Raw genomic sequence first — 17,535 nt, 5'->3', positions numbered from 1 at the left:
ATTCTGCGTTTGACGTGTCATGTATGAAGGAGCCGAATATCCTCGCAGGAAACGGATTCCATCGGATTCCATTTTCCAGTTCTGTTTGCCTGCGGTTATCCGTATATTTAACAGGGAATGGCCGGCCGGCTGTCATCAAGTGGTTTTCACTAAAAATTAAAGCGTTTTAATTTTAATGTGAGAGGAGATGCGCATGGGTATATTTTCGAACAAAATCGGAACGAGATTCCTTTTATTGCTGTGTGCCGTAATGCTGCTCATATTCCCGGTTCAGGGAATATCGTTTGCGGAGGGGAAAACGGCTGCCGTTACACTTGCTGAATGGAAGTTCGCCGATAATCCCGGGGATTTGGGCGTTTTTCCGGCGACCGGCGGAATACACCAAAATGAATCGAACCTGCAGCCCGTTCCGCCGCGCCAGCATTATGGGTGGAATGACGACAACAAGGCAATCCGCTATCAGGGATGGCATTCGGAAGCCGGGCAGGAAAAGTATTGGCTGGTCTCACTTTCGACCAAAGATTATCGGCATATCACGCTATCTTCATCCCAACAAGGGAAAGGAACAGCAAGCCCACGCGATTTCAGAATACAGATCAGTACCGATCAACAAAATTGGATCAATGTCACTGGTGACGGGACCGAACTGCCGGATCTCATACTACATGCTGAAGAACCGGCGGTTCTAAACGGCATCGCGCTGCCGCAGGCGGCGGACGATCGGGCGCAGCTCTTTATCCGATGGCTGGTTATATCGGATCAGAGCACAAACGGATCTACGATAGATGACTTCGGTTCCAGCCAACTGATTGGCATCAAGGTGGAGGGAGAACCCAAGGATACGACATCTCCTCCTTCTCCCGGCCAGGACCTTCCTGCCGTTCCGGGCCAGCCTACTGCCTCAACGGTGTCAGCCGACGGAGTCCAATTGATATGGACGGCTCAGGCGGATGCTGCTGGCGTTTCGGGGTACGGTATCTACCGCGATGGCGTCAAAATTGGCAGTACGGATGCGTTAACCTACACTGATTCCGGCCTGGCCGCCAACACGATCTATAAATATGCGGTAACCTCCTATGACTTAGCAGGGAAGGAATCCGCCCGGAGTGCCGCGGTAGAGGTCACCACCAAGGATGCGGCGGCAGCTTCGGAGCCGTCCGTGCTTGCGGAATGGATTTTTGCGAATTCAGGCAATAACGGAACCTTCCCGGCCACGGGCGGGATGTTCAAGTCAGCATCAAACTTCCGCAATGTCGGCGGCTACTTCGAGGACTATGACAGCGGCCAGCATTCGATCAGCTATCAGGGCTGGGATAATGGCAGCGGCAAAAAATATTGGTTAGCCAGCATTTCCACCAAAGGTTACGAAAATATCACCCTCTCCTCACAGCAGACATCCTCGGGTACGGGACCGCGGGATTTCAAAGTACAGATCAGCAGCGACAATCAGAACTGGACAGATGTGCCGGGTATTTCGCTGAAGATGACACTGTCCAGCTTTAACTGCTCAGGCAGCACATGCAAGCTTGTGAACGCTCCTCTTCCCGCAGCCGCAGACAACCAGGATCAGCTGTATATCCGCTGGATTGTAAGCTCAAACACGAATACCAAAGGCAGTCAAGGAATCGGCAGCACCGGTTCCAGCTTGATCAAAGAAATCCGGCTATCGGGAACGGCGAAGCAGGGTGGCGAACCCGGGGATAAACCGACGATTGAGCTGTCCAAGACGCCAAGCCCCGGCGAAAGCAGTGTGCTTGCGTCTGCGCCGGTAACCGTAACGTTCAACAAGCCGGTGTCACAGAATTCGGGTTACAGCGTGAGCATCGTGGACAAAAACAATGCACCGCTCGGGTCCGTAACATCCGAAATCGTAAATAACAATACGCTGAATATCAAACACCCGTCTTTTGCAAACGGCCAGACCTATACCGTCAAAGTCCCCAAAGGACTGATTCAGGGCAGGGACGACCATATTCCGCTGACGCAAGATATTATGTGGAGCTTTACCGTACAGAATACGCAGGGGACGCCTTCCGTACCGAAGCTGATCAATATGACATTGGGCGGGGATGCCAAAACAAGCCGTTCTTTCGCCTGGTATACCGATGTAACGGCCGCATCCGTTGTACAGGTGGTTGAAGCTTCGAAAGCTTCCGGAGGCGGTTTTCCCGAAAATGAAGCTTTGATGTTCCAAGGGACGACCGAAGAGATCCAGACCTTCATGACGAAGGCGGACCGGAAGGCGAATAAGAAAAAGAAGTTCTACAGCCATAAGGTAACGGCAGCCGGATTATCGCCTGGAACGGCTTATAAATTCCGGGTCGGCAGCGGGCAGGCGGACAGTTGGAGCACGGTTGGAAGTTTTACGACGGATGCGCCTGGCACTCAGCCTTTTCACTTTATCGTAGGCTCCGACTCGCAGGCTTCCAGTAAATCGGATTTTGAGCCTTGGGCGGATACATTCAAAAAAGCCGTCCAAACGATCGGCGACCCGAAATTCCTCATCAATGCGGGTGATCTGGTGGATAACGGCGATCTCGAAGAGCAGTGGCAGTGGATGCTTGGTCTTGCGCAGGATCAGCTGCTGAATGTTCCGATCGCGCCGGTCGTAGGCGGTCATGAGGTTCAGGATTACGACGGGGACGAAACGACGCCGAATTCTAACTTTTATTATCACTTCAATGTACCGAAGCAAGTGGTGGTCAATACGCATGACGGCTCCGTGTATTCCTTTGAATACGGCGATGCGTTGTTCCTTGTTTTTAACTCGCAATATGCAGGGAAACTCGCGAGCAACGGCAAAGACATCAAGAAGCAGGATCAGCAGTTTGCCGACCAAGTCGAATGGATGAAATATGTTGTTGCAAAGAGCGATGCCAAATGGAAATTCGTCACTTTCCACAAAGGTCCTTATTCGGCGGGGGATAATGCGGGGGAATGGGAAGACGACAGGGTTCAATTTTATAGAAAAGTGCTTGTGCCCGCTTTTGATGAAATGGGCATCGACATGGTATTCGAAGCGCATGACCATATGTATATGAGATCTTACCAGATGCTGAACGACAAAGTGATTCCTACAAGCCAAATCACGTATGATGCGCAGGGCAATGCCGTCAATCCGCAGGGAATAATTTATCTGATGTCCAATGCGCTTGGGGACAAATTTTATACCAAATATCCCGGGTATAACGATTATTTCGCGGCCGTGGATACCCAGCCGAATAAAAAGATGTTTACGGATGTGTCCGTTTCAGGGGACGTGCTGCAGATCAAAGCATATACCGCGGCCAAAAAAGATGAAAAATCCGGCGACGACGGCGTCAAGCTGTATGATCAATACGGCATCAAGCGAACGGATACCAAGCCGTCTAAAGTCGAAAACGCCAAAATTCAGTCGAGCGGCGGCAAAGCCGTCATCTCTTGGAAGGCGCCGGTTTCGAGCAGCGAACCTGTGAGGGGCTTCCGCATATACGAAAAAAGCGGCAAAATCAAAACGTATTGGAATACGTATATTGCCGCCGAGCCGGGCAAAACAGAGTACAGCTTTACGGTAAATAATATCAACGCCTCGGATAAATACCAATTCGTGATCCGGGCAGTGGGCAGCCGCATCAATTCCGATCCGGTGGAAGTGAATTTGAATTAGGGTCATCGTCTATAAAAAAATCCCCGGGGCCGTGTGGTCCCGGGTGATCTGCATGGATGTGGGATTTGACGATATTCGGCATCCTACATACCTAAAGCAGTATATGAATGGTTATCGCAGGCCCGTAGTGCGGTTTGCAAAAACCGGTACAGCCGGCCGGCGGCCAACTGCAGCGGATAGTCCGCCGTTTTGCACAACAAGCCGCAGGTCATATCGACTTCATTGCCTCTTAACGGCCGGATCACCGTTCCAAGAGGTTCGGGACGCAGGACGGACAATGGCACGAGCGCTGCGCCGAGCCCGCTTTGGACATAAAATTTCAACGCGGACATGCTGCCGATTTCAAGGGTATCCGGGGGATGTCCTCCCGGCTGCTGCATAATCAATTCCAGCTTGCGCCGGTACGGGCAATCCGCCGAGGTGATCAGCAGCCGGTGCTCCCGCAAATCCTGGATGGAAACCACATCCTTGTCCGTCAGCGGATGCCGTTCAGGCAGCAAAACAACAAAATGTTCCGTGAGCAGCGGTTCAAAATACAAAGCCGTTTTCAGCAAGGGCGGGGAGCAAATCGCCAGATCCAGCCCGCCATGCTGCAGCTGCTCGCATAATACGGCGGAACCGGCAATGGTAATGGATACGCGGATGTTGGGATAATCACGGAGGAAGTCTGCCAGGATCGCCGGCATGCGATAGCTGGCGACTGGTTCGACGACTCCAAGCCGGACATGCCCGGCCTCGCCGGATACCAGCCCTGTCATCATATTTGTAAGCTGGTCCATATCCCTGACGATATGTGCGCTTTGTTCCAAGAAAAGACGGCCGGCTTCCGTTAGTTCAAAGGTTTTCCCCCGTTCCATCAGGCGCATGCCAAGTTCGGCTTCAAGCTTCTGGATCTGCATGGTCACCGTGGACTGGGCATAATGAAGCTCTTCCGCCGCCCGATTGAAGCCGCCGAGGGCGACAATGCGGTGGAAGGTTTTGATTGCTTTAAGATCCATGGACCCTCCTATGGTTCAATGAAAATGAATTTTGAATTCAGTTAATTCAATTATACAGATAAGAGTGAATTAGATACAATGGCTTTGCCGGCAAAACAGGCAAGAAGGAGCTGGATTCAAATGCCATTTGTACGAATTGATTTGCAGCAAGGAAAATCACAGGAAGAGCTGTCCATGATCAGCCGTTCTGTTCACCGGGCGATGGTCGAAACCATTGATGTTCCGGAGGATGATTATTTTCAGGTCATCACTGCGCATGCTCCGGGGGAGCTGTTATACGATAGGGGTTATTTGGGGATCCCTAGATCCGAGCAGCAAATCTTTATCCAGATCACTATGAGGGAGGGGCGTTCCCGGCGCCAGAAGCAGGCATTGTACGCCCGGATTGCCGATTTGCTGCAAGCCGATACCGGTGCCAGACCGCAGGATGTCATGGTGGTTGTGACGGAAAACACGCTGGAAAATTGGTCGTTCGGCAACGGGATTGCACAATTTGCTTCGGAGCGATGAGTTCATACGGAACCTTTAACAAATAAGACACGAATGAATGGGGAGAGAACATGATGGAACTCAAAAATAAAGTCGCGCTTGTTACAGGCGGAGGAACTGGCATTGGACGGGCTGCATCGCTTGCGCTGGCCGAACGCGGAGCCGCGGTTGCCGTCAATTATTCGCGGTCGGCCGCTGAAGCCGGGGAAACGGTGCAGCTTATAGAAAGCCTGGGCGGCCGTGCGCTGGCCATTCGGGCGGATGTGTCGCGTGAACAAGAGGTCAAAGCCATGGTGGACGCCGTTGTCCATAAGTGGGGATCGCTTGATCTTCTGGTCAATAACGCAAGCATTACCCGTCATATTCCGATGGATGATCTGGAGTCCGTGGACGAGCAGGCATGGGATGCGCTGCTGCAGACCAACGTAAAAGGCATGTTTTACTGTACGCGTGCTGCATCGGTTTATATGAAGCGGCAAAAGCAGGGAGCCATCGTCAACTTGGGCAGCATTGCCGGAATCACGGGCACGGGCTCGTCGCTGCCTTATGCCGTCTCCAAAGCGGCTGTCCATGGTCTTACGCGTTCCTTAGCCAAGGCGCTTGCTCCGGATATCCGCGTTAACTGCGTTGCACCGGGAGCGGTGCTGACCAGATGGTGGGAAGGCCGCGAAGGGCAAATGCAGCAGCTTGCAGGCAGTCTTTTGCTGGGGAAAGTTGCACAGCCAGAGGATATTGCCCGCATGATCTGCGCCATACTGGAGCAGGAGGCTCTAACAGGACAGATCATCACGGTAGACGCCGGACAGTCCATGTAAGGACCGCATTTGCGGTCTTTTTGTTTTTTCTTTCGGATTCAACTACCAAAAGATCGGTTACAAGAAAGTATCGAACCATACCTCAAACAGAAAAGGGTGAGAAATTATGTTAGGATGGGCATTGTTATTTCTGATTATCGCTGTTGTGGCGGGGATTTTCGGTTTTTTCGGCATCGTATCCGCCGCGGTCGGCATTGCGAAGGTGTTGTTCTATATTTTCCTGATATTATTTGTTATATCCCTTGTTTTCGGGCGGGTTAGAGGACGATAAGCCACTTGGATCAACCAATCATTCATACCCGAACGGGAGGTTAGCGTCATGCAGGAGTTTATCGGGAACTGCCGCAGCTGCGGCAAAGCGATCTATTGAGGCGCGATCAAAAAAATTGTGAATCGGATTTGCACGGGAAATGCCCGTCATTACGCTACTTTCGGCAAATCGAATGGGTCTATTATTTTTTTGATCGCGCCTACGAAAACGGATTTTTGAACGGGACGGTGCTGGAGGATCAGACGCTCGAATGCTTTGAGTGTTTGAAGGAGCGCGAAGATCCGGGGCATCATCCCGTTTGAATTCCGGGGTCGCTGCAATTCTGGTCCCTCTGGACGGTTTTACATCTCAGCCGCCGCAGCCGGGGCCTTTTTCCGTTTGGCCTTGCCGCTCAGCGAGAAATAGGTCCACATGCGCATGACGCGTTCAATCGGTCCGGATTTGAAGCGCGTAATATACCAGCTGCTGACAAACATCTGCATCATGTAGATTAGAAGCGCCAACCCGCAGCCGGCGATGACGCCGATTTTGCCGAACCAGCCCAGACCGTATCCATAAAATATCGTCGTGCAGATGACGGTCTGCATCAGATAATTGGTCAGCGACAGCTTCCCTACGGCTTCAAAACGCTCCAACAGCCGCGAAGGGGCGTATTTGGAATAGATCAGGGCAAAAGCCATGATATAGCCAATGGACAGCAGGGATCCGCCGAGCATTACTCCGGTTCCTGCACCGATCATTTCCGGAAACAGAAGTTTGTATGATTTTAATAAGAGTCCAAGCGGCAGGAAAATCAGCATCCCTTTGCGGTACATGCCGCGTTTCAGTTCAGGGTCGACAAACCATTGCTTTTTGGCCGCATACATTCCGAGCAGGAATAAAGGCATATGCAAAATGGGAGCCAGCATTAACGCAACGAGTACGAGTGAAGGACGGTCTCCCATTGGATTGGCCGTGTTCCGGTCGTGCTTGATTTCCCCATAAGTTCCCTCGGCATAAAGCGTAACTGTTTTTTGGACGTATGCCTCCATCCGCTGATTCGTCGCCTGTGCCGTTTTATCGTTTTTGTTTTCCGGAACCAGCCCCATGAGTCCCGTCAACGTCAGCAAGATGCAGCACCATACGAGCAGCGTTTTAGGCTTGCGGTTCATGAAAATGAGGAGCAGGATTCCGACCAAACCGTAATAAAGCAGAATATCGCCATCCCACAAAAAGGTGCTGTGAAGAATGCCAAGAACCATCAGCAAGGCGAATCGGCGCAGCAAAGGCCATCCGGCTTTTCTGCTTTTCGCGTTCAGACCCTCCTTCATCATGATCATGCCAAACCCGAAGACAAAGGTGAAAATCGGCATAAAGCTGCCCTCGACCAGCAACACCACAATGTTATGCGCCGTCAATTCCGCTGCGGGTACGTGAAATAGATTCAGAAATTCTTTTCCATACATTCCGTACTGAAAAATAAGCATATTGGCAAGCAAAATGCCAAGCAGGCTAAACCCCCGTAAACAATCAATCAAACGTATTCTTTTGCTTTTCAACGTTATCACCTCAGCAAAAAGTGTAGCAATTGGCATTAAACCGGAAATAAAGCCCAGCTTAACATTTACTAAACGGCCGGAGATATGTTTAGCTCGAATTAAGATGGATTTGGTACAATGCATCTGAGGTGGTTTCAGGATGTATAATGCCAAAATTTTATTGGTCGATGATGAAAAGGCAATTGTCCAATTAATAGAAATGGTTCTCCGCAAGGAAGGTTTTCGCCATATTTATACTGCGTATAACGGAAAAGAAGCGCTTGAGCTGGTTAAGCGGCATTCGTTAGATATCATTTTGCTGGACGTGATGCTGCCGGACCAGACGGGATTCGATTTATGTCCCCAAATCCGCAGAGCTTCCGATGCTCACATCATTTACTTGACGGCCCGTACCTCGGACCTCGATGTGCTGACAGGGTTTGCGACCGGCGGAGACGATTACGTGACCAAACCGTTTAATCCGCTTGAGATTGCCGCCCGGGTGAAGGCAAGGCTTCGTAGAAGCGTGGCCGCGCCAGCTCCAGCAAGACTGGAGGACAGCCGCAGCCGCTATGACTTCGGCCGTTTCGTGCTGGATGAATTTGCAGGAATGCTGCTTGTGAACGGGGAGGAGGTACCTTGTCCAGCCCAGGCCTATCAGCTGCTGCTGTTTCTGTGCAAGCATCCCGGCATCGTGTTTTCGAAAGCTCAGCTTTATGAAGAAGTATGGGGAATCGACGGGTTTGGGGACGACAACACGGTGATGGTGCATATCCGTAAAATCCGTGAGCGGATTGAGGTGGACCCCGGTAATCCGGAGTATTTGCTGACGGTCCGCGGCCTTGGTTATAAGCTGGTGAAGGTAGACGCATGAAAAGGATCAGAACCCGTCTGACGCTGCATTTTACTTATCAGTTGTTGATGCAGTGGGTCATGATTACGTTGGCCGTGATGATTTTGATGCTTTCGCTTTTTAGCTATATGGCGAACCAGGATTTGAAGCGCACCTTTTCTACGGGGGCGGTGGATGCGATTAAGACCGAAACCTACATCGAAAATGATAAGGTGAAAATCAACCGACGTTGGGACAAGCTGCTGAAGGAACAGGGATATTGGCTGCAAATCGTCAATGATTCGGGTCGCGTCATCTATTCCGCCAATGCGCCGGGAGATTTGAAAACCTCATACGGAGCGGCGGAATTGCTGAACATTCAGGAGACGCGCAGACTTGGTTTTTACCACGTCATATCGGTGCTCGAAAAGGACTCTGATGGGTCAAAACCCGTTTTTTATTTGATGGGAAAGCAGGATCTGGGCACGAAACAACTGAAGGAATGGTTTCAGAAGTATAACCAGGAAGGCCTCGTCAGGAAGGATGCTATAGCGGAGCTTAGGCGGCAGCTTGATGGGAAAGAAAATTATTTGCAAGTTGTGGATGAAGATGGGAAGATTCTGCAATCCCTGGGCCGAACCGGCAAAAGTAAAACGGATAAGAAATACAGGCCTCTCGATTTAGTGTCTATGCGCGCAGAGCCAGGCAGCTACCCAATGGAACTATCGGTGCAGTATGACGGGAAATCCGGTTATACATGGCTGCTGCATGAGGGGAAACTAGGGCATGCCGTAGAGAAGCAGTCGCTTTTTCATGATGCCATCATTGCACTCATGATCATCGGAGTCAGCGTCATGGCATTGACACTGGGAGTATCGATTTGGCACGGATACCGGTATGGGCAGCCGCTGATACTTTTCGCCAGCTGGTTTGAACGGATGAGCGAAGGCAGGTACAGCGAGGCGCTGACCGAAAAGGAACGGAAGAAGGTATTCCGGCGCAACGGCAAAATCCGGCTGCGTTACAGGCTTTATAAGGAAGTGATCGCCGGCTTTTACGAGATGGCAACCAAACTCGACGCCTCCCAGCGCGAACGGAAACTGCTGGAACAGACCCGTGAGGAATGGATGACAGGCATTTCCCATGATTTGCGGACACCGCTTTCGTCGATACAAGGTTACGGCCATCTGCTGGAAAGCGGACAGTTTACCTGGGATGAAGCCGAGCTGAAAGAGATGGGGAAGGTCATCCGGGAAAAGGGAGATTTTATGCTGGAGCTCCTTCAGGATTTCTCTCTAACGTTTCAGCTTAAAAATAATGCCGTCCGGATCCCGCTGCAGCCGATTGAGCTAAATGAATTCGTCCGCCGCTCGGTTCTCCGGTATGTCAATGACGCTACGATCGACAAGGCTTCGTTTTCCTACGAGGAGTGGGACGAGGATTTAACCGTTATGGCCAATCCGAAATGGTTCCAGCGCATGCTGGACAATATCATCACCAATGCGGTCAAACATAATCCTGATGGCACGGAGATTACGGTGCGCACCGGAAAAGAAGGGAAAAGCGCGTGGATTACCGTTTCAGACAACGGCCAAGGAATGGATGAGGAGACGCAGAGCAATCTATTCGAGCGGTACTACCGAGGCACAAGTACGGATGAAACGACAGACGGTGCCGGGCTAGGCATGAGCATTGCCCATGCGATTGTGATAGCCCATCAGGGACGGATCCGGGTGGATTCGAAGCCGCAGCAAGGGACTAAAGTGCATATGGAGTTTCCGCTGATTGCTTCCGCTTGATGGGAAATGCTAGAATGTTGTCAACTTGAAGAATGTTTTGATGTGAGAGGAGCATGGTTGATGGCAAAATCCGAAGGACAACCGGAATGGCCGTTGCTGCTGTGCGCAAATCAGCAGGAATGGGAAGCATGGCTGGAGGAAAATCATTTTCAATCACGGGGAGTCAGGCTGCAGATCGCCAAGAAAAATACGGGCCTGACCTCCGTCAGCTATGCTGAAGCGCTGGATAGCGCGCTCTGCTATGGATGGATTGACAGCCGGAAGGAGAAGCTGGATGATCAAAGTTGGGTTCAGCGCTTCGGCCCAAGAGGGAAGAATAGCATTTGGTCACAGGTGAACAAGGAAAAGGTGGAGCGGCTGACCCTGGAGGGCCGGATGAAACCTGCCGGGCTTCAAGCAATCGAAACCGCCAAGCAAAACGGGCGCTGGGAGGCTGCTTACGAACCGCAGAGCCGCAGCTCACTGCCCGCAGAACTCGAAGCCGCCTTTGCCGAACATCCCCGCGCCCGGGAATTCTACGACACGCTGGACAGCCAGAACAAATATGCTTTTGCCTTCCGGATCCATAATGCGAAGAAACCCGAGACCCGCAGGAAAAAAGCGGAGGAATTTATCCGCATGCTGGAAAACGGGGAGAAGATATATCCTTAATCATGAGTGCGAGGGAGGAGCTGCGGTTGGAACCGGAGCTTCTTTTTTGTGCGCTAAATTTATAGACACAAGATTATTGACGCAGGCCCTCTTTTTTGATTAAAATTTACCTAACGATAGGTAAAAAAAGGAGTTGATTTGACCATGAAAAAAAGAGAACTGACCTCGCAGCAGCTGATTGAGGCAGCCACGCTGCTGTTTGCGCATCGCGGCATCGAGAAAACCAGCCTTGCCATGATCGCCGCTGAAGTAGGCATAACGAAACCGTCGATATATTATCATTTCGCATCAAAAGACGAGCTGGTCGAGAAAGTTTTCGACTATATGTTTAGCGACTATCATTTTGAACTCTATTTCTCCGTTTCCGATTTTAACGAACAAAATTTTGCGGAACAGCTCTTTCAAGGAGGGCTTCGCATGTTTCCGGAGGATGAAGAGCACTTGTATCCAATCATGCGGTTAACAAATGAATTCATGCTCACTGCAGGCCGCGGCGGCCATTACGGCGAACGCGTGATCATGATGCAGCAGGAGTTTCTGGACGGGTTCCGCCAACTGCTGCAGCATGGGGCAAAACTTGGAGTGATTGAGGAGGAAAGCGTGGATTCGAGGGCATATTTACTGGCGCTCGTTATCGACAACATCACGAGCTACATGATGATGGGAATCAAATTGGACTACAAAAAAATATGGAAAGAAGCGGTGAACGGTACGTTCAGGAAAGGGGGGGATCCCATTGAATAACAGGTTGGAATGGACGGAACTCGGGGTGTCCAGGACGGATAAAATAATGATTTGGACGGTGCTGCCGGTCGTCGGGGCCGTGGTTGGCTGGTTTATTCCAGCACTCGCCAAATGGACGTCGGAATTGCCGTGGGTTCCTTTTCAGGGGCCGCTCAAACTGATCTCCTCCCTTCACGGGGCATGGGTGATGATCGCCACAGCCTCGCTCGGCGTCCTTGCCGGGGGATGGCTTTCGATGGCGGTGATGAGGGAAAGCTTGCGGATTGATCTTTCCGATCAAGAGGTCAGGCTGCAGATTCGCAATGAGGAGCGAGCCTTCAAGAAAGAGGAAGTGGCCGCCGTATTTCCGGACAACAAGCAGTTGGTCCTGCTGGGCGTGGATGGACGGGAGCTTTACCGGGAAAAGCCCGAGGCGAAGCGCGAGCATCTGGCCGAGGCATTTATCCGGCATGGGTATGATTGGCGGGAACAAGACCCGTTCACTCATGAATATGTCCGGTGGGTAGCCGATTGTCCCGAGCTTTCTCCGGGCGTGAACGTATTATTTTTAGCAAGGGATAAGGCCATCGGTAAAGATGAAAAAGAGGATGCGGAGGATTTGCGCCGGGAGCTATCCAAGCTAGGCGTTACGGTGCGCGACGAAGGAAAACGGCAGTATTGGCGCAAGCATGGACGAAGGCCTTAAGTCTTCGGCTTCTTGTTTGTCCGGTTCGGCCCTGAATAAGGAAAGAAGCGCCATGCGGAAATTCAGCATGATTGTCCGTTTTTCCTTTTGCGCTTTTACGGGTTATCAGCATAAAGATAGCATCGGCTGAATAAGCTTTGTCATAGAGCGGAAGGTAAGGCAGCCTAGGCCCGCGGCGGATACGGTTAACGGCTGCTTCGGCGGCCCGGGCCGCAGCACCTTGGCGAAAGGAGCCATACATATGCTGTTGAACATGAGCATGCTGATTGTCTTTGTTTATACGGTTTTATGCATTATGTACGTTCAGATGAACCGGCATGTTTTGGCGAATATGACGGGGACCGTGGTTGCGATGACTACAGGGCTGATGTCGAATTTGACGATAGGCGTCATTCTTGGCATGCTGTTTGCCCAGAACCTGGTATTATCAACCGGAATTTCGATTGTGTTTTGTTTTCTGATCGGTTACCTGATCGGCAGGCCTCTCAGTCTGTTGGCCATTGTGGAGGGAATCGGCGGAGGGATCATGGGCGGCGTGCACGGGGCGATGCTGGGCGAAATGATCCCGAAACGGCAGTGGGATGTCATGCTGTTCATTATGGATGCCATGTTTATCGCGGTTACCGCGCTTGTCATTTATTTGATCCATGACCGCAAGCATCGGCAGGAAGAGCCGGTTGCCGCAGTGAGTGCGGTGAAGAAGGGAGGCAGCGATGTTGCGGCTGCGCCTGTACGGACCTCCTTCTGGATGATCTATATCGTACTCCCAGTTGCCATATTATGCGCTGCAGCCTGGCTGGGGCACAGCCCCGCGGCGGGGGATAACCCTGCTCCAGGTCATGAGATGCATTCCATGTAGCCCTTTTGCAAAGCGTGCTATAAACGGCTAGAATAGAAGGACGGCTCAAAGTGTGATGTAAATCATTGACACCGACCGTGCGAGCTCTTTTCGTGAAAGCCGCTAATAGACGCTAAAGTAAAGGGGACACAAGCGAGATGGAACGTATCCAAACGGAAAAGCAATACGAAGACCTCATTAACCGCGACGGACTGACCGTGATTAAATATGATGCCACTTGGTGTCCGGACTGCAAGACGCTGGATAAATTCCTGCCTGATATCATCGCCAAGCATCCGGACAAAGAATTTTATGCCTTAGATGTGGAACAGTTCGAAGAGATTACCGATAAAAATGACGTGCGCGGCATTCCGAGCCTGCTGGTGTATAAAAACGGCGAAAAGCTGGCTCATCTGCACAGCAAGTACGCAAAAACGCCAGGTGAAATTTCCGAGTATCTGGAGACGCTGGAATCCAAGAAATAATTCTGTGACGGCGGGAAATGCCCGTTCATGCAGGCAAATTGCGAGCACTGATCTTCCTTTGCGGTATGCGAAAGAAGACGGTGCTTTTGTTGTTTTTATATGTGTAATAATTCACAAATCATGAAATGAGGATTTCCCCAATAAGATAGGAACGTAGCAATGTGAAAAGATTACATGATAGGATGTGCAGCCATGGCCACAACGGAGCAAGTTCTGCATATGATGGATCATTACAGTGCAAGCAACTATCTTCCGCTGCCGATCGTCATCGAAAAAGCGGAAGGGGTATGGGTGGAGGATGCAAGCGGCCGCAGGTACCTCGATATGCTGAGCGCCTATTCCGCCCTGAATCACGGTCACCGCCACCCGAAAATCATCCAGGCGCTGAAAGAACAGGCGGATCAAGTAACGCTGGTTTCAAGAGCTTTTCACAGCGAAAAACTGGCGAAGTTTGCGCAAAAACTGGCGGATTTTGCCGGGAAAGACAAGATCCTTGCGATGAACACCGGAGCCGAGGCGGTGGAAACCGCGCTCAAAATGGCAAGGCGGTGGGCTTACCGGGTAAAGGGAGTACCGGAAAACCAGGCAGAGATCATCGTTTGCGACGGTAATTTTCATGGGCGGACGTTAACCATTACGTCTTTTTCCTCGGAGGAGGAATACAAGCAGGATTTCGGTCCGTTCACGCCGGGCTTTAAGCGGGTGCCATACGGCGATTTGGATGCGCTGCGTGCGGCGATCACGCCGAATACCGCTGCATTTCTGGTGGAACCTGTGCAGGGGGAAGCCGGAATTATCATCCCTCCCGCCGGATTTTTATCGGAATCGTATGAGCTTTGCCGCCAGCAGCGTGTGTTGTTTATTGCCGACGAAATTCAGACGGGTTTCGGCCGAACCGGCAAAAAATTCGCCTGCGACTGGGAAGCGGTGGCGCCGGATGTTTACATTTTGGGCAAAGCGCTTGGCGGCGGAGTGATTCCGGTTTCGGCGGTTGCTGCGGACGACGAAGTCATGAGTGTATTTGAACCCGGCTCCCATGGCTCGACATTCGGCGGGAATCCGCTGGCATGCGCCGTCGCGCTCGCGGCCCTTGATGTCTTGGAAGAGGAAAGGCTGGCGGAGCGCTCCGAGGAGCTTGGACGCGATTTTATGAAAAAGCTTACATCGATTAAACATCCAGATATTGTTCAGATTCGGGGGCGGGGGCTGCTGATCGGGATTCAGCTGGCGGTGCCGGCAAGACCGTATTGCGAAGCCTTGGCCCGGATCGGGCTGCTGTGCAAGGAAACGCATGAGACGACCATTCGGCTGGCGCCGCCTCTGGTCATTACGGAAGAAGAGCTGGATTTCGCTCTGATCCGCCTGCAAGAGGTGTTTGCCGGCCAAGGGAGGGCGTAAATAAGGATGGTACAACAATCCATTTCCATCATCCGGGTGCCGTTTGGGCTTGGCGCAGGCCGCCCCGGAAGCGAAAACGGTCCGGACAGTATGATGAAATTCGGCTTGGTCAAAAAATTGGAAGGGTTAGGGTATGATGTCAGGGCGGATTATAACATCCGCCTTCCGGAAGGCATCAAATCGCCTCCCGGCTCCAAAATGAAACATATCGAGGAAGTTTTGGCGATAGCCGCCCTGCTTGGCGAGGCTGTCTATGAATCAGTGGAAGATGGCCATATCCCGCTTGTATTGGGGGGAGATCACAGCATCGCGATGGGTTCGCTGGCCGGTTTGAACCGGCATTACAGCAATATGGGCGTGATCTGGGTCGATGCACATTCAGATCTGAATACGGAATTGACCAGCCCTTCAGGGAATATGCATGGCATATCGCTGGCGGTCGGGTTAGGGCTCTCCCATATCAAACTAAAGCAGATCGCTGAAGGGGCTGTACCTTTAAAGGCGGAGAACTGCGTGATCATTGGAGCGCGTGATCTCGACCGCGATGAAAAAGCAATGATCCGTTCCTCCGGAATGACCTGTTATACGATGCATGAGATCGATCGCCTCGGTATCGAGAAGGTAGTGCAGGAGGCGCTTCGCATTGCCGGGAATGGCACGGATGGAGTCCATCTCAGTTTTGACATCGACAGCGTAGATCCCATCGAGGCTCCCGGAACCGGAACGCCGGTCCGCGGGGGACTCAGCTACCGCGAAGCGCATCTTTTGCTCGAGCTTATGAGTGAATCGGGACGTATCACTTCAGCCGATTTCGTGGAGGTCAACCCGCTTCTTGACCGTAACAATCAGACATCGAAGCTGGCCGTTGAATTCATCGGCTCCTTATTCGGCAGCCGGATTTTATAGCAGCAACAACGATAAAGCACCATTTGCGCCTCCCCGTTAGGGGTTCGTGCAATGGTGCTTTGGTTCGTAAATTTGATCATGATCCACTGCAGAGGGGCGTAGCGAAGAACAAAATGCGGCGTCATGCCGCAGCAGCGGGATGCGGCTACTTCCGAACGCTCCGCTGATATTCAATCAACTCCCCGAGCTGGTGGATGATATTCAATAGCTCATCCGTTTCTTCGTTCGTAAAGTTCTTCACCGTCTCGACAATACGTTCTGAGCTCATGTCAGATAATTGCCGCAGCACCTTCAAACCCTTATCAGTGATGGTAATGTTGACGTAACGCCGGTCTGTTTCAGACCGGTTTCGTTCGATCAGTTCTTCCTGGACCAGCTTGTCGCAAATTTGAGTAATGGCACTTGTCGTCAGGCCTGTCACCTTGACGATATCCGTGCCGCGCTGGCTGCCTTTGCTATGGAGATATTGCAGAATAAATGCCTCCGTGGTGCTTAGCTTCATCTGCCGGACGATCCCTGTATAGTCAATAAGACGCGGTAACCTGTCCATAAGTTCACAATATCGGTCAGCCAAATCTTTAGATGAGGAATGCAAGCTAATCACCCTCCTGCATATAAGGAAATAATTGTAGACCAGAAGCCGACCCTGAGCAGCCCCGTATAGTGTCATGGTAGTTCCTAAATAACCACCAGTCAATATTAGATACGTTAAACTTCCGGATTCGTTGCGATTAGCGAAAAATAAGACATACGTTTTACCTGCACCGTGCCTCGCCTTGACAAGCCCGGGAAAAAAGCGCTATGCTTTTTATACTAATGAAAGGTTAGTTTATATAAAATAAGCTACAACTTTTCAAATGTTAGAGTTATGGAAATATATTCATATTCTATGATTCTGATTTGACAACTCTCTCAATACTCTCAGGGTTCTTTTGTGGCAGCCGTATAACGGGCTGCTTTTTTTTGCGTAAAAATGAAGGATAAAAACCTATGGCCGGAACTTATCAATATTCGGGCGAATCGGCAGAGAGCTGCTGCTGGGGCTTGCGGAAACTTTTTAACGAGGTGATTGAAGTTCTGCTGCTGGGCTTTCGAGAAAAGATCAATCGGGATCATTGATTTTAACGAGAGGGGCTTCGGCCTCTGGAGCCAGCCTTGGATTAGCATGCTGCTTGAAGCTGCGCTGATTGCCGTGGGTTCGATCATGTATTATCTTTCGCTGCGGTCCCGGGCACGGCAGATGTCACAAAGCGGGGAGAGAAAATCCGTACCATCCCTTTCGGGACGGGCTCTCTGGACTGGCATAATGATGGCAGGATTGCTGGTTCTGGCGCTGGTGTCCGATTGGATGGGAATTGGATAATCCGATAAATCACATTATTTTAATGGGAATTATCATTTTTTACCTTTTCAAACGCTGTGAAGTGTGAGAGAATATGAAAAAAATCACGCTGAAACGAC

17 protein-coding genes are annotated in these 17,535 nt (G+C 51.2%); 14 read left to right on the top strand and 3 right to left on the bottom strand.

Features of this window, described 5'->3' with window-relative positions:
* Nucleotides 1-193 precede the first annotated feature (193 nt).
* A complete protein-coding gene (locus tag L6442_RS29280) occupies nucleotides 194-3,646 on the top strand; it encodes a fibronectin type III domain-containing protein (protein ID WP_212979049.1) in 3,453 nt (1,150 codons plus the stop codon).
* A gap of 83 nt (nucleotides 3,647-3,729) precedes the next feature.
* Here the strand turns inward: L6442_RS29280 and L6442_RS29275 are convergent, their stop codons facing one another.
* Nucleotides 3,730-4,644, bottom strand: a complete 915-nt coding sequence (locus tag L6442_RS29275; RefSeq protein WP_212979048.1) for a LysR family transcriptional regulator — start codon at nucleotides 4,642-4,644, stop codon at nucleotides 3,730-3,732.
* A gap of 120 nt (nucleotides 4,645-4,764) precedes the next feature.
* On the opposite strand from L6442_RS29275, the gene L6442_RS29270 reads away from it, so the two are divergent.
* The 3 genes from L6442_RS29270 (at nucleotide 4,765) to L6442_RS29260 (ending at nucleotide 6,219) form a co-directional block, all read left to right on the top strand.
* A complete protein-coding gene (locus L6442_RS29270) occupies nucleotides 4,765-5,154 on the top strand; it encodes a tautomerase family protein (protein WP_212979047.1) in 390 nt (129 codons plus the stop codon).
* A gap of 53 nt (nucleotides 5,155-5,207) precedes the next feature.
* Nucleotides 5,208-5,948 (top strand): SDR family NAD(P)-dependent oxidoreductase, encoded by a 741-nt coding sequence (locus L6442_RS29265; protein WP_212979112.1) that lies wholly within the window; start codon nucleotides 5,208-5,210, stop codon nucleotides 5,946-5,948.
* Between the two features lie 106 nt (nucleotides 5,949-6,054).
* The gene (locus L6442_RS29260; protein WP_194232524.1) at nucleotides 6,055-6,219 is read left to right on the top strand and encodes a DUF1328 domain-containing protein; all 165 of its coding nucleotides are present in this window, start codon (nucleotides 6,055-6,057) and stop codon (nucleotides 6,217-6,219) included.
* A gap of 341 nt (nucleotides 6,220-6,560) precedes the next feature.
* Here the strand turns inward: L6442_RS29260 and L6442_RS29255 are convergent, their stop codons facing one another.
* Nucleotides 6,561-7,766 (bottom strand): DUF418 domain-containing protein, encoded by a 1,206-nt coding sequence (locus L6442_RS29255; protein WP_237100432.1) that lies wholly within the window; start codon nucleotides 7,764-7,766, stop codon nucleotides 6,561-6,563.
* 130 nt (nucleotides 7,767-7,896) lie between these two features.
* On the opposite strand from L6442_RS29255, the gene L6442_RS29250 reads away from it, so the two are divergent.
* The 9 genes from L6442_RS29250 (at nucleotide 7,897) to rocF (ending at nucleotide 16,074) form a co-directional block, all read left to right on the top strand.
* Nucleotides 7,897-8,610, top strand: a complete 714-nt coding sequence (locus L6442_RS29250) for a response regulator transcription factor (protein ID WP_212979046.1) — start codon at nucleotides 7,897-7,899, stop codon at nucleotides 8,608-8,610.
* The gene (locus tag L6442_RS29245) at nucleotides 8,607-10,367 is read left to right on the top strand and encodes a sensor histidine kinase (protein ID WP_212979045.1); all 1,761 of its coding nucleotides are present in this window, start codon (nucleotides 8,607-8,609) and stop codon (nucleotides 10,365-10,367) included. The genes L6442_RS29250 and L6442_RS29245 overlap by 4 nt, the downstream gene beginning before the upstream one ends.
* A 60-nt stretch (nucleotides 10,368-10,427) precedes the next feature.
* A complete protein-coding gene (locus L6442_RS29240; protein WP_212979044.1) occupies nucleotides 10,428-11,018 on the top strand; it encodes a YdeI/OmpD-associated family protein in 591 nt (196 codons plus the stop codon).
* A gap of 144 nt (nucleotides 11,019-11,162) precedes the next feature.
* Entirely contained in the window at nucleotides 11,163-11,762 is a 600-nt protein-coding gene (locus L6442_RS29235; RefSeq protein WP_212979043.1) for a TetR/AcrR family transcriptional regulator, read from the top strand.
* Nucleotides 11,755-12,447 (top strand): YqeB family protein, encoded by a 693-nt coding sequence (locus L6442_RS29230; RefSeq protein ID WP_212979042.1) that lies wholly within the window; start codon nucleotides 11,755-11,757, stop codon nucleotides 12,445-12,447. The genes L6442_RS29235 and L6442_RS29230 overlap by 8 nt, the downstream gene beginning before the upstream one ends.
* A gap of 241 nt (nucleotides 12,448-12,688) precedes the next feature.
* Complete coding sequence (locus tag L6442_RS29225) at nucleotides 12,689-13,306, top strand: hypothetical protein (protein ID WP_212979041.1); 618 nt, start codon at nucleotides 12,689-12,691, stop codon at nucleotides 13,304-13,306.
* A gap of 137 nt (nucleotides 13,307-13,443) precedes the next feature.
* Entirely contained in the window at nucleotides 13,444-13,770 is a 327-nt protein-coding gene (locus L6442_RS29220) for a thioredoxin family protein (protein ID WP_194232517.1), read from the top strand.
* A 192-nt stretch (nucleotides 13,771-13,962) separates the two neighbouring features.
* Complete coding sequence (locus L6442_RS29215) at nucleotides 13,963-15,168, top strand: ornithine--oxo-acid transaminase (RefSeq protein WP_212979040.1); 1,206 nt, start codon at nucleotides 13,963-13,965, stop codon at nucleotides 15,166-15,168.
* A gap of 6 nt (nucleotides 15,169-15,174) precedes the next feature.
* Nucleotides 15,175-16,074, top strand: coding sequence for an arginase (gene rocF, locus L6442_RS29210; protein WP_194232515.1), 900 nt, complete (start codon nucleotides 15,175-15,177; stop codon nucleotides 16,072-16,074).
* Nucleotides 16,075-16,219: 145 nt separating this feature from the next.
* On the opposite strand, the gene L6442_RS29205 is transcribed toward rocF, so the two are convergent.
* The gene (locus L6442_RS29205; protein ID WP_212979039.1) at nucleotides 16,220-16,669 is read right to left on the bottom strand and encodes a MarR family winged helix-turn-helix transcriptional regulator; all 450 of its coding nucleotides are present in this window, start codon (nucleotides 16,667-16,669) and stop codon (nucleotides 16,220-16,222) included.
* 474 nt (nucleotides 16,670-17,143) lie between these two features.
* On the opposite strand from L6442_RS29205, the gene L6442_RS29200 reads away from it, so the two are divergent.
* A complete protein-coding gene (locus L6442_RS29200; protein WP_212979038.1) occupies nucleotides 17,144-17,437 on the top strand; it encodes a hypothetical protein in 294 nt (97 codons plus the stop codon).
* The last annotated feature ends 98 nt before the right edge of the window (nucleotides 17,438-17,535 follow it).

This window comes from Paenibacillus azoreducens (assembly GCF_021654775.1).
GTDB lineage: Bacteria > Bacillota > Bacilli > Paenibacillales > Paenibacillaceae > Paenibacillus_AQ > Paenibacillus_AQ azoreducens.
The sequence above is the reverse complement of the archived record's forward strand: the minus strand, read 5'-3'. Positions and strand labels throughout refer to the sequence as shown.